Annotated in this window: 20 protein-coding genes; 13 read left to right on the top strand and 7 right to left on the bottom strand. The window is 60.9% G+C overall.

Annotation, left to right across the window (positions count from 1 at the left end; all coding sequences use genetic code 11):
- A complete protein-coding gene (rfaE1, locus tag VIN96_RS01640) occupies positions 1–1,467 on the bottom strand; it encodes a D-glycero-beta-D-manno-heptose-7-phosphate kinase (protein WP_331893673.1) in 1,467 nt (488 codons plus the stop codon).
- 239 nt (positions 1,468–1,706) lie between these two features.
- Between rfaE1 and VIN96_RS01645 the strand changes: the two genes are divergently transcribed.
- Complete coding sequence (locus VIN96_RS01645) at positions 1,707–2,117, top strand: hypothetical protein (RefSeq protein ID WP_331893674.1); 411 nt, start codon at positions 1,707–1,709, stop codon at positions 2,115–2,117.
- Positions 2,118–2,177: 60 nt separating this feature from the next.
- On the opposite strand, the gene VIN96_RS01650 is transcribed toward VIN96_RS01645, so the two are convergent.
- Positions 2,178–2,903, bottom strand: a complete 726-nt coding sequence (locus VIN96_RS01650) for a metallophosphoesterase (RefSeq protein WP_331893675.1) — start codon at positions 2,901–2,903, stop codon at positions 2,178–2,180.
- 133 nt (positions 2,904–3,036) lie between these two features.
- On the opposite strand from VIN96_RS01650, the gene VIN96_RS01655 reads away from it, so the two are divergent.
- Genes VIN96_RS01655 through VIN96_RS01670 form a run of 4 tightly spaced genes read left to right on the top strand, consistent with a single transcriptional unit; the run spans position 3,037 to position 7,227 of the window.
- Positions 3,037–4,302: an EAL domain-containing protein gene (locus tag VIN96_RS01655; RefSeq protein ID WP_331893676.1), complete on the top strand. Its 1,266-nt coding sequence runs from the start codon at positions 3,037–3,039 to the stop codon at positions 4,300–4,302.
- A gap of 36 nt (positions 4,303–4,338) precedes the next feature.
- Positions 4,339–5,625, top strand: a complete 1,287-nt coding sequence (locus tag VIN96_RS01660; RefSeq protein WP_331893677.1) for an EAL domain-containing protein — start codon at positions 4,339–4,341, stop codon at positions 5,623–5,625.
- A gap of 10 nt (positions 5,626–5,635) precedes the next feature.
- Positions 5,636–6,400, top strand: a complete 765-nt coding sequence (locus VIN96_RS01665) for an ABC transporter ATP-binding protein (RefSeq protein WP_331893678.1) — start codon at positions 5,636–5,638, stop codon at positions 6,398–6,400.
- Complete coding sequence (locus tag VIN96_RS01670; protein WP_331893679.1) at positions 6,397–7,227, top strand: ABC transporter permease; 831 nt, start codon at positions 6,397–6,399, stop codon at positions 7,225–7,227. The genes VIN96_RS01665 and VIN96_RS01670 overlap by 4 nt, the downstream gene beginning before the upstream one ends.
- Before the next feature lie 4 nt (positions 7,228–7,231).
- On the opposite strand, the gene cobT is transcribed toward VIN96_RS01670, so the two are convergent.
- Positions 7,232–8,275 (bottom strand): nicotinate-nucleotide--dimethylbenzimidazole phosphoribosyltransferase, encoded by a 1,044-nt coding sequence (gene cobT / locus VIN96_RS01675; protein WP_331893680.1) that lies wholly within the window; start codon positions 8,273–8,275, stop codon positions 7,232–7,234.
- A gap of 104 nt (positions 8,276–8,379) precedes the next feature.
- Here cobT and VIN96_RS01680 point away from each other — a divergent pair, with 104 nt between their 5' ends.
- From VIN96_RS01680 to cobN, 5 genes are read left to right on the top strand one after another with little or no spacing between them, the layout of a single operon-like run.
- Positions 8,380–9,273: an adenosylcobinamide-GDP ribazoletransferase gene (locus VIN96_RS01680; protein ID WP_331893681.1), complete on the top strand. Its 894-nt coding sequence runs from the start codon at positions 8,380–8,382 to the stop codon at positions 9,271–9,273.
- Positions 9,270–9,938, top strand: a complete 669-nt coding sequence (locus VIN96_RS01685; RefSeq protein ID WP_331893682.1) for a histidine phosphatase family protein — start codon at positions 9,270–9,272, stop codon at positions 9,936–9,938. The genes VIN96_RS01680 and VIN96_RS01685 overlap by 4 nt, the downstream gene beginning before the upstream one ends.
- A gap of 31 nt (positions 9,939–9,969) precedes the next feature.
- A complete protein-coding gene (cobU, locus tag VIN96_RS01690; protein ID WP_331893683.1) occupies positions 9,970–10,503 on the top strand; it encodes a bifunctional adenosylcobinamide kinase/adenosylcobinamide-phosphate guanylyltransferase in 534 nt (177 codons plus the stop codon).
- A gap of 15 nt (positions 10,504–10,518) precedes the next feature.
- On the top strand, positions 10,519–11,613 hold the full coding sequence (cobW, locus tag VIN96_RS01695; protein ID WP_331893684.1) for a cobalamin biosynthesis protein CobW: 1,095 nt from the start codon (positions 10,519–10,521) through the stop codon (positions 11,611–11,613).
- Positions 11,613–15,374, top strand: coding sequence for a cobaltochelatase subunit CobN (gene cobN, locus VIN96_RS01700; protein ID WP_331893685.1), 3,762 nt, complete (start codon positions 11,613–11,615; stop codon positions 15,372–15,374). Before cobW ends, cobN begins: the two co-directional genes overlap by 1 nt.
- A gap of 5 nt (positions 15,375–15,379) precedes the next feature.
- Here cobN and VIN96_RS01705 read toward each other — a convergent pair whose 3' ends face one another.
- The 4 genes from VIN96_RS01705 to VIN96_RS01720 form a co-directional block, all read right to left on the bottom strand.
- Positions 15,380–16,417, bottom strand: a complete 1,038-nt coding sequence (locus tag VIN96_RS01705; protein WP_331893686.1) for a succinylglutamate desuccinylase/aspartoacylase family protein — start codon at positions 16,415–16,417, stop codon at positions 15,380–15,382.
- Between the two features lie 5 nt (positions 16,418–16,422).
- Positions 16,423–17,328, bottom strand: a complete 906-nt coding sequence (gene rimK, locus VIN96_RS01710; RefSeq protein WP_331893687.1) for a 30S ribosomal protein S6--L-glutamate ligase — start codon at positions 17,326–17,328, stop codon at positions 16,423–16,425.
- Between the two features lie 40 nt (positions 17,329–17,368).
- Positions 17,369–17,839: an ATP-dependent zinc protease gene (locus VIN96_RS01715; RefSeq protein WP_331893688.1), complete on the bottom strand. Its 471-nt coding sequence runs from the start codon at positions 17,837–17,839 to the stop codon at positions 17,369–17,371.
- Positions 17,840–17,964: 125 nt separating this feature from the next.
- Complete coding sequence (locus VIN96_RS01720; protein WP_331893689.1) at positions 17,965–19,218, bottom strand: HAMP domain-containing sensor histidine kinase; 1,254 nt, start codon at positions 19,216–19,218, stop codon at positions 17,965–17,967.
- Positions 19,219–19,345: 127 nt separating this feature from the next.
- Between VIN96_RS01720 and cobO the strand changes: the two genes are divergently transcribed.
- The 3 genes from cobO (at position 19,346) to VIN96_RS01735 (ending at position 22,201) form a co-directional block, all read left to right on the top strand.
- Positions 19,346–19,954, top strand: a complete 609-nt coding sequence (cobO, locus tag VIN96_RS01725) for a cob(I)yrinic acid a,c-diamide adenosyltransferase (protein WP_331893690.1) — start codon at positions 19,346–19,348, stop codon at positions 19,952–19,954.
- 101 nt (positions 19,955–20,055) lie between these two features.
- Complete coding sequence (locus VIN96_RS01730) at positions 20,056–20,721, top strand: lipid-binding SYLF domain-containing protein (protein ID WP_331893691.1); 666 nt, start codon at positions 20,056–20,058, stop codon at positions 20,719–20,721.
- Positions 20,711–22,201, top strand: a complete 1,491-nt coding sequence (locus tag VIN96_RS01735; protein WP_331893692.1) for a cobyric acid synthase — start codon at positions 20,711–20,713, stop codon at positions 22,199–22,201. The genes VIN96_RS01730 and VIN96_RS01735 overlap by 11 nt, the downstream gene beginning before the upstream one ends.
- Position 22,202: the final 1 nt, after the last annotated feature.

The following is a 22,202-nucleotide window of genomic DNA, read 5'->3' on the forward strand; positions in this document are numbered from 1 at the left end:
TTAAGCGTTCATGCGCTTGATGGTGTTGGTGGTGCTATGCCCGTCGAGCAATTCGGCAAGCACCACCCGCCCGCCGAAACCGTGAACGATGTCCGCGCCGACCACCGTATCGATGGTGTAGTCGGCGCCCTTGACCAAAACATTGGGGCGCAAGGCTTCGATCAGGTTGATCGGGGTCTCGTCGGAAAACAGCACGATTAAGTCGACCGCGGCCAGCGCGCCCAGGACCGCGGCGCGCGCGGCTTCGGATTGCACCGGGCGGCTGTCGCCCTTGAGCCCACGCACGGAACTGTCGGAATTGAGCCCTACGACCAGACGGTCGCAAGCGGCGCGCGCTTGGCTGAGCAACGAAATGTGTCCGGGGTGCAAAAGGTCGAAACAGCCATTGGTGAAACCGACCTCAAGCCCTTGTTCGCGCCATGCCGCGACTTTGGCGACGGCGCGTTCCAGATCCGAAAGTTTGGCTTCGGCGTTGCCCAAATCCTGGTGGTGCAAGGCGCGGGTCAGTTCGGCGGCGCTGACCGTAGCGGTGCCCGCCTTGCCGACCACGATACCGGCGGCGGTGTTGGCCAGCGATGCGGCCACGTTTAAATCCGCACCACCCGCCAAGGCCAAGGCCAAGGTCGCCACAACGGTGTCGCCGGCACCGGAAACGTCGAACACTTCGCGCGCTTCGGCTTTCAGGTGCAACGGCGCGCGGTCTTTGATCACCAAGGTCATGCCGTCTGCGCTGCGGGTCGCCAACACGCCGCCGACGCCGCAGGTTTCGATGAGGTGATGGCACGCCGCGACCACGTCGTCGTCGCTGTGCGCGGGCATGGCGGTCGCGTCCATCAATTCTTTTTTGTTGGGCGTGATGATATCGGCACCGCGATAGCGGCTGTAATCGCACCCCTTGGGATCGATGATGACCGGGATATTTGCTTTGTGCGCTTGGGCGATCACCCCTTGGACCACGGTGTCGCTCAACACGCCTTTGCCGTAATCCGACAATACCACCGCGCCGATGCCCGGATCGGTGATGTGGGCGATGCGTTCAAGCACCGCAACCTGCGTCGCGGTGGACAGAGCATCGGTGCTTTCGACATCGGCGCGCATCAATTGCTGATTTGCGCCGACGAAACGGGTCTTCAAAGTGGTGCGGCGATCGCTGTCCGTCACCAGATCTGCGCGAATGGATTGCAGTTGCGCCAACAAGCGCGCGATTTCGTCACCGCCCTCGTCTTCGCCGGTTACGGCGACGAAGGTTCCGCCGCCGCCCAATGCGGCGACGTTGCTGGCGACGTTGCCCGCGCCGCCCAGCATCGTGGTTTCACGTTCCACGCGCAGCACGGGGATCGGTGCCTCGGGAGAAATGCGCTGCACGTCGCCCATGACGTATCGATCGAGCATGACGTCACCCACGCACAGGATGCGCGCGCCGTTCAATCGTTCGATCCAGTCCGCGAGATTGGACAATGTACTCATGGTGCCTCCCAGGGGCCGTCGCTGTAAGCGTATCGCGTTTCAACTCTTGTAACGCGTTCGCAGGCCAGCGCCAAGGCGAACGCAGCAACATATTGGAATTGAGCGAATGTTAACACCATGTCTGGTACTTTAATCATTAATCGATGGCTCTATGAGGTAAGGCGCGAAAGCGTCGGTTAAGGTGAGTTAGCATGCTAAACGGAGAGAAGATTCTGAGGCAGTTTCGACTGGCCACGAGCATGGCAGTGATCAGCGGCATCTATTTGCTTGTAACCTTGTACTATAATCTTGATGTTTTCGAAGAGTTTGGCAGGGCATTTAGCGCATTCTTGCATGTGGTTGAACCTTACGAAGGCGACGAAGTGATCCCCGTGCTGGTGTTGCTCGGCTTCGGTTATGTGGGCGATTTGCTTCGTCAGCGTCGCCAAGTGCGTTACGAACAAGAGATCTCTGCACAGCGCCTTGCTGCGACGCAGGTCATGATGGGGTCCGTTCAAGACGTGGTGAACAATTTTTTGAACAATATGCAGTTGTTTCGGTTCGAGGCCGAACGCACCGGCGCCTTGGGCGGTGCAGACTTGCAGCATTTCGACGATTTGATCGCCCAAACGGCGCGAAAGCTCAAAGAGATAGAAGCCAAACAATCATGAATCGCAAGCCGATACAGAGCGATTATTGATTAACGACCGGCAAGGTCCGCGCCAACGTGTCTATGTCGACAGAAACCGGCGTTCTTTCCCTTCCAAAACCAACGCGGTGAGGGTCCCCGACGCCCACGCGCGGGTGTCGATGGCGATGCGGTTGTCCAAGACGTCGGGCACGTCGACCGGGGTGTGACCGTGCACCACCACGGCGCCAAAATTGCGCGTTGCGTTGAGAAAACGGGCGCGAATCCACAAAATATCCTCGGCGCGCTGGTGCTCCAAATCGACCCCAGGACGTACGCCCGCATGGGCGAACGCGTAATCGCCTTCGCGGTGCATCAGCGATAACTGCGCGATAAAACGCCGATGACGTTCCGGCACACGCGCTGCGGCGTCGCGGGCGGTCCAGTTCGCGCCGTAGCTTTTGAGCGTTTGTTCCCCGCCGCATCCCAGCCACATGCGGCCGTCGTCGCGCCCTTCGAGAAAGTGCTCCATCAGCAGCTCGTGGTTGCCTTTGAGAAAGCGCAGCTCAAATTTGTCGAACGGGGCGTTCCAGTGCAGGTTCGAGAGCCGCTCGATCACGCCTGCGCTATCCGGCCCGCGGTCGACATAATCGCCCAGCGTCACCAAAACCTTGCGCTGCGGAGCATCGGCGGCGTCTTCGGAAATGATGTCGAGCAAGCGATTGAGCAGGTCCAGGCGCCCGTGGATGTCGCCAATGGCGTACACCCGCGTATCTTCGGGCACGCAGGGGGCTTGAGTGGTGAAATCGCGGCTCTGAATCTCGTTCATGGTGGTCTACATGTGAGTTTTGCACTCAAAACGCAAGCACATAAGGGCAATCGGCGGATTTTCGGTCATTGCCTATTAACCACTTATCCGTACCATGTCAGAATCGGATTTTTTTGGAGGCCCAGCGTCGCTTATGGCGGATTATTCCGAGGCATTCAGCGCCGGACAAGAGCACAACCCGCCCAGCCAGGAGAAAAGGCTGTTGGATGTGCTCGGTCGCATGCGCAACAACATGGCAGGTGTGTTCGCCGTGCATTTGCACTTGTCCGAACTGCGCCCCAGTCACCGCCAGCCGCATTTTTTGCGCATGGTGGGTCGTTCGCTCGACAGTTTGGCCTCGAAGCAGGACGTCCAGGTGTTCAATTTCACCAACGCCGACGTGGCGCTGTTGTGCCGCAACACCCCAGTCGACGATGTCGATGACGCGGTGTTTCGGGTTCGCGCGCTGTTCAACGAAGACCCCTTGACCTTGACCGAGGACGGTTCCGCCGAGGACCGTTTTTCGACCTGGTACGATCTCAGTCAGCCCAAGGACGTCAAGGATTTCGTTGACGCCGTGGCCGACGCGTTGGCGCACCGCGAAGAAGTCAAAAATCAGCAAGCCGAAAGTGTGTCCACCGGGCGCGCGTCCAAGGTCATGACCGGCGAACCGTTGGTTCCGACGATGCTGCAAGGCATTGTGCAGAAGCTGTTGGAAGCGCGCGTCGGCGACCTGGTTCACCGCCAGCCCGCCGTGGTGGTGACGGCCGGGAAATCGCAACAGTTGGCGTTTCGCGAACACTTCGTCGCCATGGAAGAATTGCGTGCGCGCATTGCCGCCGACATCAATATTTTTTCCAGTCACTGGCTGTTTCAGTATTTGTCCGAAACCATCGATGCCCGGGTCCTGGAGGTTTTGGCGCGGCTGGATTACGTCAACATGGACGTGCCGTTAAGCGTCAACCTCAACATTTCCACCATCATGACCCGGCCATTTCAGAACTTTCACGCCCTGATCGGCGAAAACACCCAAAACGTGATCGTCGAAATTCAAATCATCGACGTATTCGCCGACATGGGCGCTTACGCATTTGTGCGCGATTGGTTGCAGGATCACGGATACAAGGTCTTGATCGACGGGCTCAACCCGCTGACCTTGCATTTTTTCGACCCGTCGCTTTTAGAAGCGGATTACATCAAGATCACGTGGGGACCCGAGGTGCGCGGCGGCGTCGGTCAGGAGCAGACCCGCAACATTCGCGCGGTGGTGTCGAACATGCACGAAGGCGGGGTGGTGCTGTCGCGGGTGGATTCGGAAGAGGGTGTAAGCTGGGGCCTCGATCTTGGCATCCGGTGCTTTCAGGGGCACTTTATCGACAAGGTTGTCGAGGCGATGGCGAGCAAGGGTTTGATCAAATGAGCGCAGGGTTAACCATCGAGCGAGGAGCGTGCTGACATGGCTGTCCGGCCTTCATCCTCACCCACGCACATGCACCGCCGCACCCAGGAACAGTTGTTGCTGGAATACCTGCGCCGGCTGGAAAATCGCCGCGAAGGGCGCAAGGCGGTGCGCATCAACATTTCCAGCCTGATGCCCGCCAACCGCCGCGAACACCATATCCGCGCCGCCACCAACAGCTTCGAGGCGTTGGTCAGCGACTTGATGGGTCAACTTTTCGAACTGAAAAATCTCGACCTGTTTTTCGTCTACAAAGCCGAAGCCCACACCCGCGTCGAAGACACGGTGCAGAAGGTCAAGTTCCTGTTTTCCGACGATCCGCTGTTTGACGAAAAATCGCGCTCCGAAGCCGATTTCGTGACCTGGTACGACGTCGAAACGGGCTACGACCAGTTGATCAAAATGGTCCGCGGCATGAGCGAGGACGGTGAAACCACCAAGCGCCCGGCAACGCGCTCAAACGTGCGTGCGGCGTTGAAGGCGCGCCAAGATCACGGCGAGCCGTTGTCGCCGGAAATTCTCGGCCGCGCGGTCAAGGCGTTGCAGCGCACCGACCTGACCAGTCTGGTGCGCCGCCAGTTTGTGTGCGGGGTGAGCAAGAAACTGGTGCCGGAACCGATTTTTTCGGAGCTCTATATCTCCATCATGGATCTGCGCGAAACCATGATGCCGGGCATCAATCTGACCTCGAACCGGTGGCTGTTTCAATATCTCACCGAAAGCCTGGACAAGCGCGTGTTGTCATTGCTGTCGAAAACAGACCGCTTTTCGATCACCGGCGATATCAGCTTCAACGTCAATGTCTCGACCTTGATGAGCCCTGAGTTCATGGCCTTCGACGACGGCATTTCCGCCGCACGGCGCGGCTCGATGGTGTTGGAGCTGCAAAAGATCGACATCTTCGCCGACCTTGGCGCGTTCTTGTTCGTGCGCGAGTTCTGCCAGGAAAAGGGCTACCGCATCTGTCTTGACGGTTTGACCCATCAAAACATGTCGATGATCAACCGTGAGCGTCTCGGCGTCGATTACGTCAAGGTGATGTGGAATCCCGAACTGGTCGACGGCGGCCAGCAGATGCGCAAGAAACTGCGTGATCTGGTCGAAGAGGCCGGGCGCACCACCGTCATCATGGCGCGCTGCGACAACCGCGAAGCGGTCGATTTCGGACGCTCGGTCGGCATCAACATGTTTCAAGGCCACTATATCGAGCATCTGATCGCCGAAGACGAGCGCCGCCGCCAGCTGCTCAAGATCAAGCACCGCATCGAACGCGACACCACCTGAGCCGATGAACATGGCCGCATCGCCCGTTATCGAAGTCACCGACCTCACCAAATCGTTCGACGGCGTGGATGCGGTGAACGGTATTTCGTTTCGTGTCGAGGCCGGATGTACGGTGGCGCTGTTGGGCGGCAACGGCGCGGGCAAGACCACCACCATTTCGATGTTGCTGGGGCTGCTCAGCCCGACCAGCGGCGAGGTCCGGGTGCTCGGTGCGCGCATGCCCGAAGAGCGTCACAAGGTGCTCGGCTGCATGAATTTCTCCAGCCCTTACGTGGATCTGCCCAAGCGGTTGAAGGTGTGGGAAAACCTCACCGTCTACGCCCATCTCTACGGGGTGCGTGACGTCAAGGGCCGGATTGCCGAGCTGAGCGAGGACTTGGAACTCTCCGGCTTCATCAAGCGCCCGTTCGGCGACTTGTCGGCGGGACAAAAAACCCGCGTGGCGCTGGCCAAATCGTTGCTCAATGCACCCGCTTTGATGCTGATGGACGAACCCACCGCGTCGCTCGATCCCGACACCGGCGATTGGGTGCGCACGTACCTGGAACGCTACCGCGCGCGCACCGGCGCGAGCATCTTGCTGGCGTCGCACAACATGGGTGAGGTCGAACGCTTGGCCGATCAGGTACTGATGATGCGCGGCGGCAAGATCGTCGATCAAGGTGCGCCGAAAGAACTCATCAAACGCCATGGGCGCGATAACTTGGAACAAGTTTTTCTCGACATCGCACGCGCACCGGCACAGGCAGCGCAGGCGGAGGAGACGGCAAAATGAACGAACCCGATGGCGTTTGCGTTCCTCAAACGAACTTTTCTTTCCGCCGCGTGTTGGCGGTGATGTTGCGTCATCTTTACGTGCTGCGGCGCTCGTGGCCGCGCCTGTTGGAATTGGCCTATTGGCCGTTGATCCAGATGGTGCTGTGGGGGTTCGTGACCAAGTTTTTCTTGGGCCACAGCTCATGGGTGGCTGAGGCCGCAGGCGTTCTCATTTCCGCGGTATTGCTGTGGGATGTGTTGTTTCGCGCAAATTTGGGCGTGAGCTTGCCGTTCATTGAAGAAATGTGGTCGCGCAATTTGGCGCAGATGTTCGTCAGTCCGCTGCGCGATTCCGAACTGATTGCAGCGCTGATCTTGATGAGCCTGGTGCGCACGCTGATTTCCGTGACCCCGGCGGCGTTTTTGGCGTTGCCGTTCTTCGATGTGTGGGTGTTCGACCTGGGCGTGCCGCTGGTGGTGTTTTTCATCAATTTGTTGGTGTTCGGATCGGTCATCGGCCTCACCGTGGCGGCGTTGATTTTGCGGTTCGGATTGGGCGCGGAAAGTTTGTGCTGGTTGGGTATATTTCTGCTCGCCCCGGTCAGCGCGATCTACTACCCGGTCAGCGCCTTGCCCGAATGGTTGCAAGTGATCGCGCTGTCGCTGCCGTCCGCGCACGTCTTCGAGGGCATGCGTGGGGTGCTGTTCGACGGCGTGTTCGCGTGGAACCACTTCTTTTGGGCGGCAGGGCTCAACGTCGTGCTGTTGAGCTTGGCGACGTTGTTTTTCCTGCACATGATGAAAATGGCCCGCGTCAAAGGCCTGTTGATGCAGCAAGGCGAATGACGCTTCAGGCGTCTTTTTCGCCCGCGTCCTTATCGCTGACGCCGGCTTCGGCGAACGTCGCCATGTCGTTGTGACACGCCACGGCGGCTTTCAACAACGCCACCGCCAACGCCGCGCCGGTGCCTTCGCCAAGGCGCATGCTGTGGTCTTGCAGGGCGACCTTGCCGAGCTTTTCCAACAACAGCTTATGGCCGGGTTCTTGGCTCATGTGGCCGACTTTGCAGTGATCCAGGGCGCGTTTGTTGACGCTCGGCAGAACCGCGGCGGCGGCTGTGGACACGTAGCCGTCCAGCAACACCGGCACCTTTTTCAGCCGTGCGCCAATCACCGCGCCGGCAATGGCGGCCAGTTCGCGCCCACCCAAACAGCGCATCACGTCCAGGCCATCGTGCATGTGCGGTTTGTAGAGCTTTACGCCCAGGCCGATCACATCGGCCTTTTTACCGATGCCGGGCTTGTCCAGGCCGGTGCCGGGCCCAACCCATGTCAAAGCGGAACCGCCGTATAGCGCAAGGCAAATGGCCGCCGCTGATGTGGTGTTGCCGATGCCCATTTCGCCTAGACACACCACGTCGGAACATTCGTCGACGACGTTCATGCCGAACGCAATGGCATCGGCGCATTCGGTGTCGGTCATGGCGGGGTTTTGCGTGAAATCCTGGGTCGGATTGTCGAGATCCATCTGCTCGACACACAATCCGATGCCGATGCTTTTGCAAATCTGGTTGATGGCCGCGCCGCCGCGTTCGAAATTGGCCACCATCTGTTTGGTGACCTCGGCGGGAAACGCCGATACGCCTTGCGCTACCACGCCGTGATTGCCCGCAAATACGTGGGCGTTGGGGGTTGTCATGCGCGGCGGATAACGACCCTGCCAGGTGGCGGTCCATGCGGCGAGTTGTTCCAGTCGTCCCAGCGAACCGGCGGGCTTGGTCAACTGCGGCTCGCGCGTTTGGGCGGCGCGGGCGGCTTCGACATCGGGACCCGGAAGTTCGGTCAAAATCTGGCGCACATCGTCAAGCGTGTTGATGGTCGGCATTTTATTCATGGAACGGACTCGCGGCTGGATCGGAAAAAACATAAGATTTGAAAAGTGTCAGGCATTTATACACGCTGACACGCGCCGCGCATAAAATAAATGAGAGCATCCCAATGAAAAGGGCCCGCGAACAAAACGAAGAACTGCATCCCGACGCCATGCATGGCGAAGGGCCGTCGACGCCGTATTTTCGCCGCGCGATGGACCGCTTCACCACCGCGTGGCTGTTTCTCACCCGGGTGCCGTTGCCCGGTTGGTGGAACGCGCCGCTGCCGGACGAACCGGTTGAAAGCGATGAAACGGACAAGGGCAAGGGCATGACGCCGCTGGCCGAAACGGTCCGTGCCTGGCCGGTGGTGGGGCTTTTGGTCGGCGCGCTGGCGGGTTTGGCGTTGTGGGCCGGGGCGCAATTGGGACTGCATCCTTTGGCGGCGGCGTTTTTGGCTTTGATCGTGGGCGCATTGGTGACCGGCGCGCTGCACGAAGACGGTCTGGCCGACGTTGCAGACGGGTTCGGCGGCGGGGCGAGCAAAGCCAAAAAACTCGCCATCATGAAAGACAGTCACATCGGCGCGTATGGCGTGTTGGCGTTGATTTTGGGCATCGGTTTCAAGGCTGCCAGCCTGGGCGGTTTCAACGCGCCGGTGTTGGCCGTTAGCGCGCTGGTCGGCGCGCACGTGCTGTCGCGCGCGCTGCTGCCGCTGATGATGGTGGTGATGGAACCCGCGCGCCGTGGCGGTCTCGGTCGCGGTGCGGGCGCGCCCGATCGCGACGATGCGGTGGTCGCGGCGATCTTGGGCGTGCTGGTCGCCTTGCTGGTGTTGGGCTTGGGCCCGGGCCTGTTGGCGGCCGGTCTGGCCGTTGTCGGGGTTGCAAGTGTCGGCTGGTTGGCGCAACGCCAGATCGGCGGCTTCACCGGCGACGTTTTGGGCGCGGCCCAGCAGGTCGCGGAAGCCTTGGTTCTGGCGGGCATGGCGGTGGCATTTCGTACGGTGTTTTATGTATGAGTGCGCCGTCTGAAACGCCCCACCAAATGGTCGTCACCCGCTGGTGGTGGGTCCGTCACGCCCCGGTGGTGGACGCCAAACTGGGCAAGCTGTCGGGGCAGTTCGACATCGACACCGATCTATCCGATACGGCGTCGTTCGCTGCCGTAGCAGCCCGGCTGCCTTTGGGCGCGGTGTGGATTACCACGAACCTCAAACGCACCCGCCAAACGGCGGAAGCGCTATGGCAGGCTGGGGCGGAGCGCATTGAGCCGCTGGTCGAGACGGATTTCGCCGAGCAGGCGTTCGGTGCGTGGACCTCGAAGACCTGGGCGGAAATCGACCAGTTCAATGACGCCGAGACCCAGGCTTTTTGGGCCGATCCCGCCAATGTCGCCCCGCCCCCCAGCGCGAATCACAATTCTGAGAGCTTCGCCGCCGTGTGCGCACGTGTCAGCGCGCGGCTGCAAGCCATCACCGCGGAAAACTCCGGCCGCGACATCGTGTGTGTGGCCCATGCCGGTGCGATTCGCGCCGCCGTCGCCCATGCCTTGGGGCTGAGCGCGGCGCAAGCCTTGGCGTTGGATGTGAAAAACACCTCTCTCACCCGTCTCGACCACATCGCGGACGGTGTGCGGGTCAAGCGCGGCGGCAGTTGGCGGGTGGTCGGCCTCAACATGATTTGATACTGTTGGCGCCGGATTCGGGAGCGAGACCTTGGCACATCAAACCACCACATTGCCGCCCTTGACGCTGGTCCTGGGCGGCCAGCGTTCGGGCAAAAGCGCCTATGCGGAAAGCCTGATGCGAACGGGCGGCGTGTATCTCGCCACCGGCCACGCGACGGACGACGAAATGGCCGAGCGCATCGCCGCACATCAAGAGCGCCGGGCCGAAGGGTGGGTCACGGTGGAAGAGCGCGTCGATTTGGTCCACGCCTTGGGCCAGGCGAAAAAACTTTACGGCGGCAAGCCGGTGCTGATCGACAGTCTTGGCATGTGGGTGTCGAACATGCAGTTCGAAGGTCGCGCCCCGGTGGTGGAGGCCGAAGCCCTGGCCCAAGCGATGCTGGATCACCCCGCGCCGGTGATAGCCGTTTCGGAAGAAGTCGGCCTTGGCGTGATTCCGATGAACGCCGTCGCGCGGTCTTTTGTTGACGCGCTGGGTATTGTGAACCAAATAACAGCGGCGCACGCCAATCGCGCGGTGCTGGTTGTGGCTGGATTGCCGCAGATTCTCAAAAGCGAATAAGGACGTCCCCGACCGATGAACCAACTCCGCAAAATTCCCGCCACCGTGATCACCGGCTTTCTCGGCGCGGGCAAGACGACCTTGATCCGCCATATGCTGGAAAACGCCGGCGGCAAACGCATCGCGCTGATCATCAACGAATTCGGCGATCTCGGCATCGACCGCCAGATCGTCAACGGCTGCGGCATCGAAGGTTGCCATGAGGACGACGTGGTGGAACTGGCCAACGGCTGCATCTGCTGCACCGTGGCCGACGACTTCCTGCCGGTCATGGAAGCGCTGATCGATCGCGACACCCCGCCCGATCACATCGTTATCGAGACCTCCGGTCTGGCATTGCCCAAGCCGTTGATCCGCGCCTTCAACTGGCCCGAAATCAAGACCCGCGTCACCGTCGACGGCGTGGTGTCGGTGGTCGACGGCCCGGCTTTGGCAGCGGGACAGTTCGCCTCCAACATCGCGGCGGTGCAGGCGCAACGCGAAGCCGATGAAAGCCTGGACCACGACAACCCGTTGGAAGAGGTCTTCACCGACCAATTGCTCGCAGCCGACATGGTGCTGCTCAACAAAGCCGATGTGATCGGCGAAGACGAGAGCAAACGCTTGATCGCCGAGCTGACCGCCAGGCTGCGCCCCGGCGTGCACGTGGTCGCGACGTCGCACGGCAACATCGGCGTCGATGTGTTGCTGGGCCTGGATGCGGGCGCGGAAGACGACCTCGACGCGCGTCCGTCCCATCACGACCATCACCACGACGATCATGACGATGACGACGACCACGACCATCATCACGACCACGACCACGACGATTTCGACAGCTTCATCGTCGACGTCCCGGTGCAGCGAGACCCCGCCGCCCTGGAAGCACGCCTGATCGAAATCGTCGAAGCCCACAACGTGCTGCGCATCAAGGGCTTCGTCGAGGTTGCGGGCAAGCCCATGCGTCACGTGGTGCAGGGCGTCGGCACGCGGTTCACGCGCTATTTCGACCGCCCCTGGGCCGACGGCGAAGATCGCCAGGGCCGCTTGGTGGTGATCGGCCAAGCGGGGATCGATCACGCCGCGATTGCCGGCGCCCTCGCGGCTGATGCCCAAGAAAGCGCGGCCTGATGCATCTGCTCGCCGCCCAACCGGGAAGCGTCCAGGACGGATCGGAAGCCGTCGATCTCGGCCAGACGCCCGGCGACATCGTCGTCATCACCGCTGCAGACACCGAAATTTCCGCCCTGGCGATGGCGCGCCGCGCCGCCGCCGATGGCGCGATCGATTTTCCGTCGCTGCGTTTGGCGAACATGCTGCACCTCGGCCACAACATGTCGGTGGATTTGTATGTGGAAGAGGTCGTGCGCCACGCCAAGCTGGTGGTGGTGCGGGTATTGGGCGGTCGCGGCTATTGGCCTTACGGCGTCGACGAAGTCGCGGCGGCGTGTCGCGCGGCGGGTATTGCGGTGGCGTTTTTGCCCGGCGACGATCAACCCGACGCGGAACTCAGCGGTTTTTCGTCCCTCGGTCAGGAAGACGCTCACCGCTTGTGGCAATACCTGGTGCTCGGCGGGCCGGACAACGCGCGCGGTTTCGTCGAATGCGCCGCTGCGCTGATCGGCTATCCGTGCGACTATATCGAACCCCGCCCGGTGCTGCCCGCGGGCCTCTATTGGCCTGGCCTGGGCGGCGTCGCGCTGTCGGACATCAAGTATCCGCGCTGGCGTGAAGGCTTGGCGGTGACGCCGGTGATTTTTTACCGTGCCCTTTTTCTCAGCGGCAATCTCGCCGTGATCGACGATTTGGTCGATGCGCTGCAATTCGCCGGGCTCAACCCATTGCCGATTTACGTTGCCTCGCTGAAGGACCCGGTCAGCCAAGCCACCGTCACAGACCTGTTGGAACGCGCTCATGATGCGGAGATCTTGCCGCTCGGTTGCGTGCTCAACACCACCGGTTTCGCCGCGTCCAGCCCCGGCGCGGTGCGCGCCGAGACGCCGTTCGACGCTTTTGACCTGCCGATTTTGCAGGTGATCTTGTCGGGCGGAAATCAGGTGGCGTGGGCTGAAAACACCTGGGGCCTGGGGCCGCGCGACATCGCCATGAACGTGGCGCTGCCGGAAATCGATGGCCGCATCATCAGCCGCGCGGTGTCGTTCAAGGATCTGTCGGAACGCGACCCCGACACCCAGTGCGATCTGGTCGGTTACCAGCCGGTCGCCGACCGTCTCGAATTCGTCGCCGACTTGGCGCAACGCTGGTCGTGGCTGCGCACCCAGGAAAACTGGTCCAAGCGCGTCGCCATCGTGCTGGCGAACTATCCCAACCGCGACGCCCGTCTGGGCAACGGCGTGGGGCTCGACACTCCGGCGGGTATCGTCAATACATTGCATGCAATGAAAGTCGCCGGGTTCGAGGTCGAAGACATCCCCGAAGACGGCAACGCGCTGATCGAACGCCTCAAGGCCGGGCCGACCAACAGCCACAAGCCCGATACCATCGCCACCGCCGAGGTGACCTTGAGCCTGGATGCCTACCAGGACTTTTTCGCCACCTTGCCGGAATCCGTGCGCCGCCGGGTCAACGAGCAATGGGGTGAGCCGGAGGCTGACCCGTTTATGCGCAGCGACCAGCACTTCGCCATTTCGGTGTTTCTGTGCGGCGAAGTGGCCATCGGCTTGCAGCCCGCGCGCGGCTACAACATCGATCCCGAAAAAACTTATCACGATCCCGATCTGGTTCCGCCGCATGGCTATCTGGCGTTTTACGCCTGGCTGCGCGAAGAATTCGACGCCGATGCGATCGTGCATTTCGGCAAGCACGGCAATCTCGAATGGTTGCCGGGCAAAGCCGTGGCGCTGAGCGCCGAATGCTTCCCCGAAATCGCCTTGGGGCCGTTGCCGCACCTTTACCCCTTTATCGTCAACGATCCCGGTGAAGGCACCCAGGCCAAGCGCCGCGCCGGTGCGGTGATTGTCGATCATCTGACCCCACCGTTGACCCGCGCCGAAAGCTATGGCCCGTTGCGCGACTTGGAACAGTTGGTGGATGAATATTTCGAAGCCTCCGGTACCGATCCGCGCCGTACCAAAGTCCTCAAGCGCGACATTTTGGAGCTGTGCCACGTCACCGGACTGGCACAGGACGCGGGCATGGACGAAGGCGCGGGCGAAGACGTGCGCCTGGCGCAACTGGACGCGTATTTGTGCGAGCTCAAGGAAATGCAGATCCGTGACGGCCTGCATATTTTCGGTACGTCGCCCAGCGGTGATTTGCTGCATGCGTTGCTGGTCGCGCTGGTGCGGGTGTCGCGCGGCACCGAGCCCAAGGACGCCTCGTTGATCCGCGCCTTGGCGGATGATTTGTGTCTCGGTTTCGATCCGCTCGATTGTGACATGGCCGCCGCGTGGGCCGGACCCAAGCCTGAAATATTGCAAGCGGTGCAAGATGTCTGGCGCAGTGCGGGCGACACGGTCGAACGGCTTGAGGCGCTGGCGCTGGCGCTGGTCAAAGGCGAAACGCGCGTGCATACGGACTGGAGCCGCACGGCGATGGTGATGGCGGAGCTTGAAAACCGCATCCGCCCCGCCGTCGAAGCCTGCGGCGCGGCGGAAATCCAAGGCATCGTGCGCGGTTTGGAAGGGCGCTTCGTCGAACCCGGCCCATCCGGCGCGCCGACCCGCGGCCGCCCGGACGTGCTGCCCACCGGGCGCAATTTCTACAGCGTCGACACCCGCGCCGTGCCCACCCCTGCGGCGTGGACCCTGGGCTGGAAATCGGCGGGCATTTTGCTGGACGCACACTTGCAAGCCCACGGTGAATGGCCGAAAACCATGGCTTTGACCGCGTGGGGTACGTCGAACATGCGCACCGGCGGCGACGACATCGCCCAGGCCCTGGCGTTGATGGGCGTGCGCCCGACCTGGGACGCGGCCAGCCGCCGGGTCACGGGGTTCGAGGTTCTGCCCGCCGACATCCTGGGCCGCCCGCGCATCGACGTGACGCTGCGCATTTCGGGTTTTTTCCGCGATGCATTTCCCGGCCTGATCGACCTGTTCGACAGCGCCGTGCGCGCGGTCTCGAAACTCGACGAAGACGCCGCGCAAAATCCGCTGGCCGCGCGGGTCAGGTCTGAAAGCGCGGAACTCATAGCAAGCGGTGTAGATGCACTTGAGGCTGAGCGCCGCGCCGGATTTCGCGTTTTCGGCTCCATGCCCGGGGCTTATGGCGCGGGCCTGCAGGCGTTGATGGACGAAAAGGGCTGGGAGACCGAGGCCGATCTGGCCAAGGCATACGTGGCCTGGGGTGGTTACGCCTATGGGTCCGGGGCCGAGGGCGAAGCCCGCCACGGTCTGTTCGAAACGCGCCTCAAATCCATCGAAGCGGTGGTGCAAAACCAAGACAACCGCGAACACGATCTGCTCGACAGCGATGACTACTACCAGTTCGAAGGCGGCATCACGGCGGCGGTACGGGTGCTTTCGGGTAGCCAGCCCGCCACCTGGCATGTCGATCACTCGCGCCCGGAAATCCCCAAAGCCCGCACCCTGGACGACGAAATCGGCCGGGTGGTGCGGGCGCGCGTGGTCAATCCCAAATGGATCGACGGCGTGATGCGGCACGGCTACAAGGGCGCGTTCGAAATGGCCGCGACGGTCGACTATCTGGTGTCGTTCGCCGCCACGGCCAGATGTGTCAAAGACCACCACTTCGACGCGGTGTTCCAGGCATATCTGGACGATCAGCGGGTGCGGGACTTTTTGCGCGACAACAATCCCGACGCCCTCAAAGACATGATCGAACGCCTGATCGAGGCCCAAGACCGCGGGCTGTGGAATCCGCGCCTCAATTCAACGCGGGCGATGTTGGAAGAAATGTTGAGCGCTTAAGCGCCTTAAAGAATTTCGTCTTCGTCGAACAGCGGATCGACTTCGAATTCTTTTTCCGCCTGGTTGACGAATTTTTCCACCGCGCCGTCGCGTCGCACGTGGGCGATGTGAAACAGCGCGTCGCCTTGATTGATCACCGGCAGGTTGGTGCGGCCGATGATCACGCCGCCGGTGCCGACCACCAATTCGCGTTCTTTGTCGCCGATGGGGTCGGACACGATGCCGATGATGTCGCCCACCTGGACCGAATCGCCGATGGTGCGAAAGGCCCTGAGCATGCCGCCGCGCGGTGCGCGGATCCAATGGCTGGAGGTGGCGAAGTGCGACTTGGTCTTGGTGTCGGTGACGCTTTTGGGGCCGATCATGCCGAGCGTCTTCATCACCCGCAAAATGCCTTTGACCCCGACGCGCACGGCGAATTCGTCGAAGCGCAGGGCCTCGCCGGCCTCGTAGACCAGCACGTCGACGTTGATGTCGTGCGCCGCCATGCGCAGCGAACCTTCGCGGTAATCGGATTCCAAGATTACCGGCGCGCCGAACGCGTTGGCCAGTTCCAAGGTGCGGTTGCCTTCGCCCGAAACGCGGATTTGCGGCAGGTTGATGCGATGCTGGGCGGCGGAATGCAGGTCGATGCCGACGTCGGCGTGACGCACCACTTCATTCATAAACAGGTGCGCCAGTTGGCCCGCCAACGAGCCTTTGGCCGAACCGGGAAAGCTGCGGTTCAAATCGCGGCGGTCGGGCAGATAGCGGTTATGGTTGATGAAGCCGAAGGCGTTGACGATGGGCACGCACAAGATGGTGCCCTTGAGGCGGCGGATGGCGGCGGCGTTCAACAACCGCCTTACGATCTCGACGCCGATGATTTCGTCGCCATGAACCGCGGCGGACACGAACAAGACCGGCCCGGGCTTTTTGCCGTGCACCACATGCACCGACATATTCATGGGCGTGTGGTTGGACAACACGCTGACGGGGACGTCGACGGTGCGCCGTTCACCGGGTTGGATGGAAACGCCGTTGATGACATAAGGCGCCGCCATGGCGTTCAGCCTTTGCCCTTGGTTTTGGTCTTGCCGGGTTTGGCGTTCTTTTCCAAGAACTCGATGATCTTGCCGGCGACATCGACGTTGGTGGCGGTTTCGACGCCCTCAAGTCCAGGCGAAGAGTTGACCTCCATCACCACCGGACCGTGGTTGGAGCGCAGCATGTCGACACCGCAGACATTCAAACCCATGGATTTCGCCGCACGCAGCGCGGTGGAGCGCTCCTCGGCGGTGATCTTGATTTTTTCGGCGCTGCCGCCGCGATGCAGATTGGAGCGGAAGTCATCGCCCGCGCCCGAGCGCTGCATGGCCGCAACCACCTTGCCGCCCACCACCAAGGCGCGGATGTCGGTGGACCCTGCTTCCTTGATGAATTCCTGAACCAAGATGTTCACCTTGGCGCCGCGAAAGGCTTCGATCACGGATTTGGCGGATCGCGGTGTTTCCGCCAATACCACGCCAATGCCCTGGGTGCCTTCGAGCAACTTGATCACCACCGGGGTGCCGCCGGCGATATCGATGACCTCATCGGTCATTTTGGTGTCGTGGGCGAACGCAGTGACGGGCAGGCCGATGCCGTCGCGCGCCAGCAGCTGCATGGAACGCAGCTTGTCGCGCGAACGCCCGATGGCCACGGATTCGTTTAGCGGATAAACGCCCATCATTTCCAATTGGCGCAATACGGCGGTGCCGTAAAACGTGATCGACGCGCCGATGCGCGGAATCACGGCATCGTAGCCCGTTATTTTTTCCCCGCCATAGCGCAATTCGGGACGGTGCGAGGTGATGTTCATGTAGCATCGCAACGTGTCATAGACGTTGATTTCGTGGCCGCGCTCGCGGGCCGCGTCGACCAAGCGTTGGTGCGTATACAGCTCCGGATTTCTGGCCAACATGATGATTTTCATAGAACAATCCTTGAAGCGCTAGGGGTAGCCCTAAACTGAATTAACCAGCCGACTTGCGTCCCGACAAGTAGGAGCGGCCTGCGTTGATGAGAAATCTGTTTTTCACCGCGGTGCGGCCCAAAAGCAGACGGAACCCCATCTTATCACGGTTCGTCAGCGTCACCTCGATCGGCCAGCTGACATTGCCGAGCGTGACGCCGGTGGTGATGACGTAGCGCATTTCTTGTTTACCGCCGGTGTTGCGCACCGCCCGGCGATCGATCACGCGAGCAGTACACGACACGACGGTGCGGTTGTTGCGTTGAATGGGATGCAGCTGAAATCGCACCCAAAGTTCATTGTCGCATTCATAAGGCTCAATGGCCCACGCATGCAATGCCGAAGTGCGCGCCCCGGTGTCGACTTTGGCCTTGATGCGTTCGATGCCGAGCTGAGGCAGGGAAACCCATTCCCGCCAACCGATGACGGGTTTGGCGGTGGTTTTGGGCGTGCGTATCGGTTTTTCAGTCACGTGGGTCTGTTGCCTCGTACGTTTGTGGCGCGCGTCAGGAACGCGGCCCGCAGTGAGCGTCCCTTGTACGGCAACATACCCAATTTGATGAAGAAACGGTAGCCAGAACAAAGTGATCGGCGAAATTAGATGTTCACGGCTTTCTTTGCCGCGACGTCTTGGGAGGGGCCCAGGGGTAAGGTGAAGCTGAAGGTCGATCCTTCGCCGGGGGCGCTGGCGATAGAGATTGTGCCGCCGTTGCGTTCCACCAGTTCCTTGCACAACAACAGGCCGAGGCCGGTGCCTTTTTCGCCATTGGTGCCTTGGGTGGTGACGTTTTCCGAGAGGTTGAAAATTTTCTCGGCGGTCGCGGGCTCCATGCCGACACCTGTATCGATGATATCGACGCGGGCAGCCTTATCAGGCGTGGATGAGTAGCGAATGGTGATGGTTCCGCCGCTGGGGGTGAATTTGATGGCGTTGTTGACCAAGTTGCGGATCACCGCGTCGACCATGTGAGGGTCGGCAAAAACATGGGACGCAGTACCCTCTTCTTGCAGCACCAGGCCCTTTTGCTCGGCCACGGGGCCGAGAACGTCAATGGTCTTGCCTGCGATATCGCCGAGCGGGAAGTCACGTGGCTCGACCTCGACGCGGTCCATTTGCAGACGCGACCATTCCAACAGGTTTTCCAGTAACTTGAACACACGGGTCGCGCTATCGTTGATGGTGACGGCGTAATCTTTGACTTTTTCCGGCGTTAACTGTTCCGCGCGTTGCTCCAGCAGCGCGGTGAAGCCCAACAGCGAGGTGAATGGGCTGCGTAGATCGTGGGCGATGATGGAAAAGAATTTGTTCTTTTCTTGGTTCAGTTTTTCCAGCGCTTCTTTGGCTATGGCGTAGTTTTCCGCCAGCTCGACGTACTGCACGCTCATGCTTTCGGCGCGTTCGCGTTCGTCTTGAATGGTGAGCATTTCCTGGACCAAGCGGTCGTTGGTTTTGCGCAGATTTTCTTCCGACTGGCGCAAAATCACCGTCAGGCGAACGAAATTGCGCAGCATCGCGTCTTGGCTGCCGTCCCACGGCATGGCGGCCAGTGCGCCAGCATCGAGGAATTCTTTTTCAAAAGTCCGGCTGGCAATGTCCATCAACACGATAATCGGTATGCGCACGCCGGCTTCTTTTGCGCCTTCGCACACCAACAAGGCAAATTGAGGCTTGTCGGAGATGGCGCGCACGATGCACATTTGGAATTTCTGGCTGACCAGGGCGGTAAGCGCGTCATCGGCATCGCTGGCATGGACGAGGTCGATATCGATGCCGTCGCCTTCGAAGGCCGCCCGCAACGCATTTTCGGTTTCCGCACCGCCGCCCGCCAAAAGGATTCTTGCTGAATCCATAATCGTCAACCGCTTCCTAATTTAGATCTCAGCACAGCAATCACTTGATTAATATAAGAATGCATCAATCTATTGCGTATCCCTAAGCCATTTTACCCTTTTGTATGAAAATATTGGAGAATTCACCATGTCCGGTAGTGATGACGCAGAGCGCCACAAATCAAAAATGGAAAAAAAGAAGGCCGCCCGCGATAAAATCATGGCGGCCAAGACTGAAACGCGCGGGTTGGTGATCGTGCACACCGGCAAGGGCAAGGGTAAATCCACCGCTGCGTGGGGCATGGCGTTGCGCATGTTGGGCTATGGCCGGCGCGTCGGCATCGTGCAGTTCGTCAAAGGTAAGTGGGACACCGGCGAGCGTACGGTGTTCGAAAAATTCGGCGATCAATGCGTGATCGAAGCCCACGGCGAAGGCTTCAGCTGGGAAAGTCAGGATTTGGAACGGGACAAGGCCGCCGCCATGCGCGCGTGGGACGCCGCGACGAAAATGATGGCCGATGAAACCATCTCGCTGGTGATCATGGACGAAATCAACATTGCGCTGCGTTACGGACAATTGGACGCGGCGATGGTGGTGGATGCGTTGAAAAACAAGCGCGAAGACCTGCATGTGGTGCTGACCGGGCGCAACGCGCTGGACGAAGTCATCGACACGGCCGATCTGGTGACCGAGATGACGCTGGTCAAACACCCGTTCCGATCCGGCATCAAAGCGCAGCAAGGCATCGAATTTTAACTTTTGTATGCTACCAGTGCGCATGCCGTTGGACGCAAATTAAGCAAATTAAAGAGGGCCCAAGTGCAATGCATACAAGTGCGATAATTTCACGTGCCGTTATGGCATTGGTACTGGTAGCGGGGTTGGCTGCATGCGCCACAAAGCCCATGTCGGATGAGGAACGCGCCAACCAAATCGTGCAAGCCGCGCAAATGACGGTGGAGAAATTCAAGGCATCCGGCGACCAGCCGATGGACGAATATCGTGCGCTGCTGCCCCAGGCCCAGGGTATCGTCATCTTTCCGGGTGTCATCAAAGGCGGTTTCGTGTTCGCCGCCGAAGGAGGCAGCGGCGTTTTGTTGGCCAAGGACGCCAGCGGGCGGTGGGGTTATCCGGCGTTTTATCTGATGGCGTCGGGCAGCATCGGGCTGCAAGTCGGCGCGCAGGTGGGTGACGTGATCTTGTTGGTGTTCAGCCAAGACGCGGTCGCGGCGATCATCGAAAGTCAGGGCAAACTGGGTGCGGATCTCGGTCTGATCGTCGGCACCGTCGGCGCGGGCGTCGAAGCCTCGACCACCGGTAATGTCGGCGCGGACGTGTTGGCCTTTACGCAAGGCATCGGCATGTTCGCGGGCGGCTCGCTGGAAGCCAGCGCGCTGATCCGGCGCAACGATCTCAACGAGGCTTTTTACGGCCAAGCCATTGGGCCCGCCGACATCGTGTTGAAAGGCAATGCGCAAAATTCTGCGGCCGACAGTCTGCGGGCGGCGCTCGATGCCCAATAAGGATGCGAACTGCCGCGCCATCATGGTGCAAGGGACCGGTTCTGACGCGGGCAAGTCGCTGATCGTCGCCGGGCTGTGCCGGGCGTTTGTCAAACGGGGCCTGCGCGTGCGTCCGTTCAAACCGCAAAACATGTCCAACAACGCCGCCGTCACTGAGGACGGCGGCGAAATCGGCCGCGCCCAAGCCTTGCAGGCACGGGCGTGCGTGGTCGCGCCGCACACCGACATGAACCCGGTGCTGCTCAAGCCCGAAGGGGAAAACGGCGCGCAATTGGTGGTCGGCGGACGCATGCGCGGCCATGCCACGGCCCAGGATTTTCGCACCTTCAAAGAAACCTTGCTGCCAGAAGTGATCGCCGCGTTCGAACGGCTCAAATCTCAGTGCGACCTGGTCATCGTCGAGGGCGCGGGCAGTCCGTCCGAAGTCAACCTGCGGGTCGGCGACATCGCCAACATGGGCTTCGCCCAGGCCGCCGATGTCCCGGTAATTTTGGCTGGTGATATCGAAAAAGGCGGCGTGATCGCGCAAGTCGTCGGCACCCATGCGGTGTTGATGCCGTCCGAACAAGCGCGGATCAAAGGTTTCGTCATCAATAAATTTCGCGGCGACATATCGCTGTTCGAACCCGCCCTGAGTGATATCGAGGCGCGCACCGGCTGGTCCGCGCTGGGCGTCGTGCCGTGGTTCGTGGATGCGGGCAAGCTGCCCAAGGAAGACAGCGCCTCAATGGGCCGCTGGGCGGAAACCGGCCGGGGCGACGGGATGGGGCGTATCCGCGTTGCCGTGCCGCGCCTGCCGCGCATCGCCAATTTCGACGATCTCGACCCGTTGATGGCCGAAGACGACGTCGATGTGATGATGATCGAGCCCGGTCAAGCGATTCCCGGTGACGTGGACGTGGTGGTGCTGCCCGGATCCAAATCGGTGATCTCGGATCTGCGCGCGGCCAAAGCCGAAGACTGGGATGTCGACATCGCCGCCCACGTCCATCGCGGCGGTCTGGTGGTGGGGTTGTGCGGCGGCTATCAGATGCTCGGCCAGCGCATCGCCGATCCCGACGGCATCGAGGGCGAGGCGGGTGAGGAGCTCGGCCTCGGCCTGCTCGATGTCGAAACCGTACTCACCGGCGACAAAACGCTGGAACACGTGGAGGGCCGCGAAGCTGCAACCGGGATAAACATATCAGGCTATGAAATGCACATCGGCCTCACCGAAGGACCCGCCCGCCTCGCGCCGTGGTTCCATCTGGGCGACGGCCGTGAAGAAGGCGCGCGTTCGTCGTCGCAGCAAGTCATGGGCACTTATCTGCACGGTGTGTTCGCTTCCGATGCCTTTCGCCACGATTTTCTGTCGCGTCTGCGTGAAGGCCGTAGCGGCGGCGCGGCATATGAACACGGCGTCGAGCAAGCCTTGGACGATCTGGCGGCGCACCTGGAAAGCTGTCTGGACCTCGACGCGTTGCTGAATTTGGCGCAATAGA

Origin of the sequence: Magnetovibrio sp. (genome assembly GCF_036568125.1) — a bacterium.
Lineage (GTDB): Bacteria > Pseudomonadota > Alphaproteobacteria > Rhodospirillales > Magnetovibrionaceae > Magnetovibrio.

Bases quoted from the DNA above. Each gene is read 5' to 3' on its own strand.
- cobT (WP_331893680.1), bottom strand. From the start codon at position 8,275: ATGAATAAAATGCCGACCATCAACACGCTTGACGATGTGCGCCAGATT.
- VIN96_RS01645 (WP_331893674.1), top strand. From the start codon at position 1,707: ATGGCAGTGATCAGCGGCATCTATTTGCTTGTAACCTTGTACTATAAT.
- VIN96_RS01705 (WP_331893686.1), bottom strand. From the start codon at position 16,417: ATGGCGGCGCCTTATGTCATCAACGGCGTTTCCATCCAACCCGGTGAA.
- VIN96_RS01735 (WP_331893692.1), top strand. From the start codon at position 20,711: ATGCCCAATAAGGATGCGAACTGCCGCGCCATCATGGTGCAAGGGACC.
- cobN (WP_331893685.1), top strand. From the start codon at position 11,613: ATGCATCTGCTCGCCGCCCAACCGGGAAGCGTCCAGGACGGATCGGAA.
- VIN96_RS01660 (WP_331893677.1), top strand. From the start codon at position 4,339: ATGGCTGTCCGGCCTTCATCCTCACCCACGCACATGCACCGCCGCACC.
- rimK (WP_331893687.1), bottom strand. From the start codon at position 17,328: ATGAAAATCATCATGTTGGCCAGAAATCCGGAGCTGTATACGCACCAA.
- VIN96_RS01685 (WP_331893682.1), top strand. From the start codon at position 9,270: ATGAGTGCGCCGTCTGAAACGCCCCACCAAATGGTCGTCACCCGCTGG.
- cobW (WP_331893684.1), top strand. From the start codon at position 10,519: ATGAACCAACTCCGCAAAATTCCCGCCACCGTGATCACCGGCTTTCTC.
- VIN96_RS01720 (WP_331893689.1), bottom strand. From the start codon at position 19,218: ATGGATTCAGCAAGAATCCTTTTGGCGGGCGGCGGTGCGGAAACCGAA.
- VIN96_RS01670 (WP_331893679.1), top strand. From the start codon at position 6,397: ATGAACGAACCCGATGGCGTTTGCGTTCCTCAAACGAACTTTTCTTTC.
- rfaE1 (WP_331893673.1), bottom strand. From the start codon at position 1,467: ATGAGTACATTGTCCAATCTCGCGGACTGGATCGAACGATTGAACGGC.
- VIN96_RS01730 (WP_331893691.1), top strand. From the start codon at position 20,056: ATGGCATTGGTACTGGTAGCGGGGTTGGCTGCATGCGCCACAAAGCCC.
- cobO (WP_331893690.1), top strand. From the start codon at position 19,346: ATGTCCGGTAGTGATGACGCAGAGCGCCACAAATCAAAAATGGAAAAA.
- VIN96_RS01665 (WP_331893678.1), top strand. From the start codon at position 5,636: ATGGCCGCATCGCCCGTTATCGAAGTCACCGACCTCACCAAATCGTTC.
- VIN96_RS01655 (WP_331893676.1), top strand. From the start codon at position 3,037: ATGGCGGATTATTCCGAGGCATTCAGCGCCGGACAAGAGCACAACCCG.
- VIN96_RS01680 (WP_331893681.1), top strand. From the start codon at position 8,380: ATGAAAAGGGCCCGCGAACAAAACGAAGAACTGCATCCCGACGCCATG.
- VIN96_RS01650 (WP_331893675.1), bottom strand. From the start codon at position 2,903: ATGAACGAGATTCAGAGCCGCGATTTCACCACTCAAGCCCCCTGCGTG.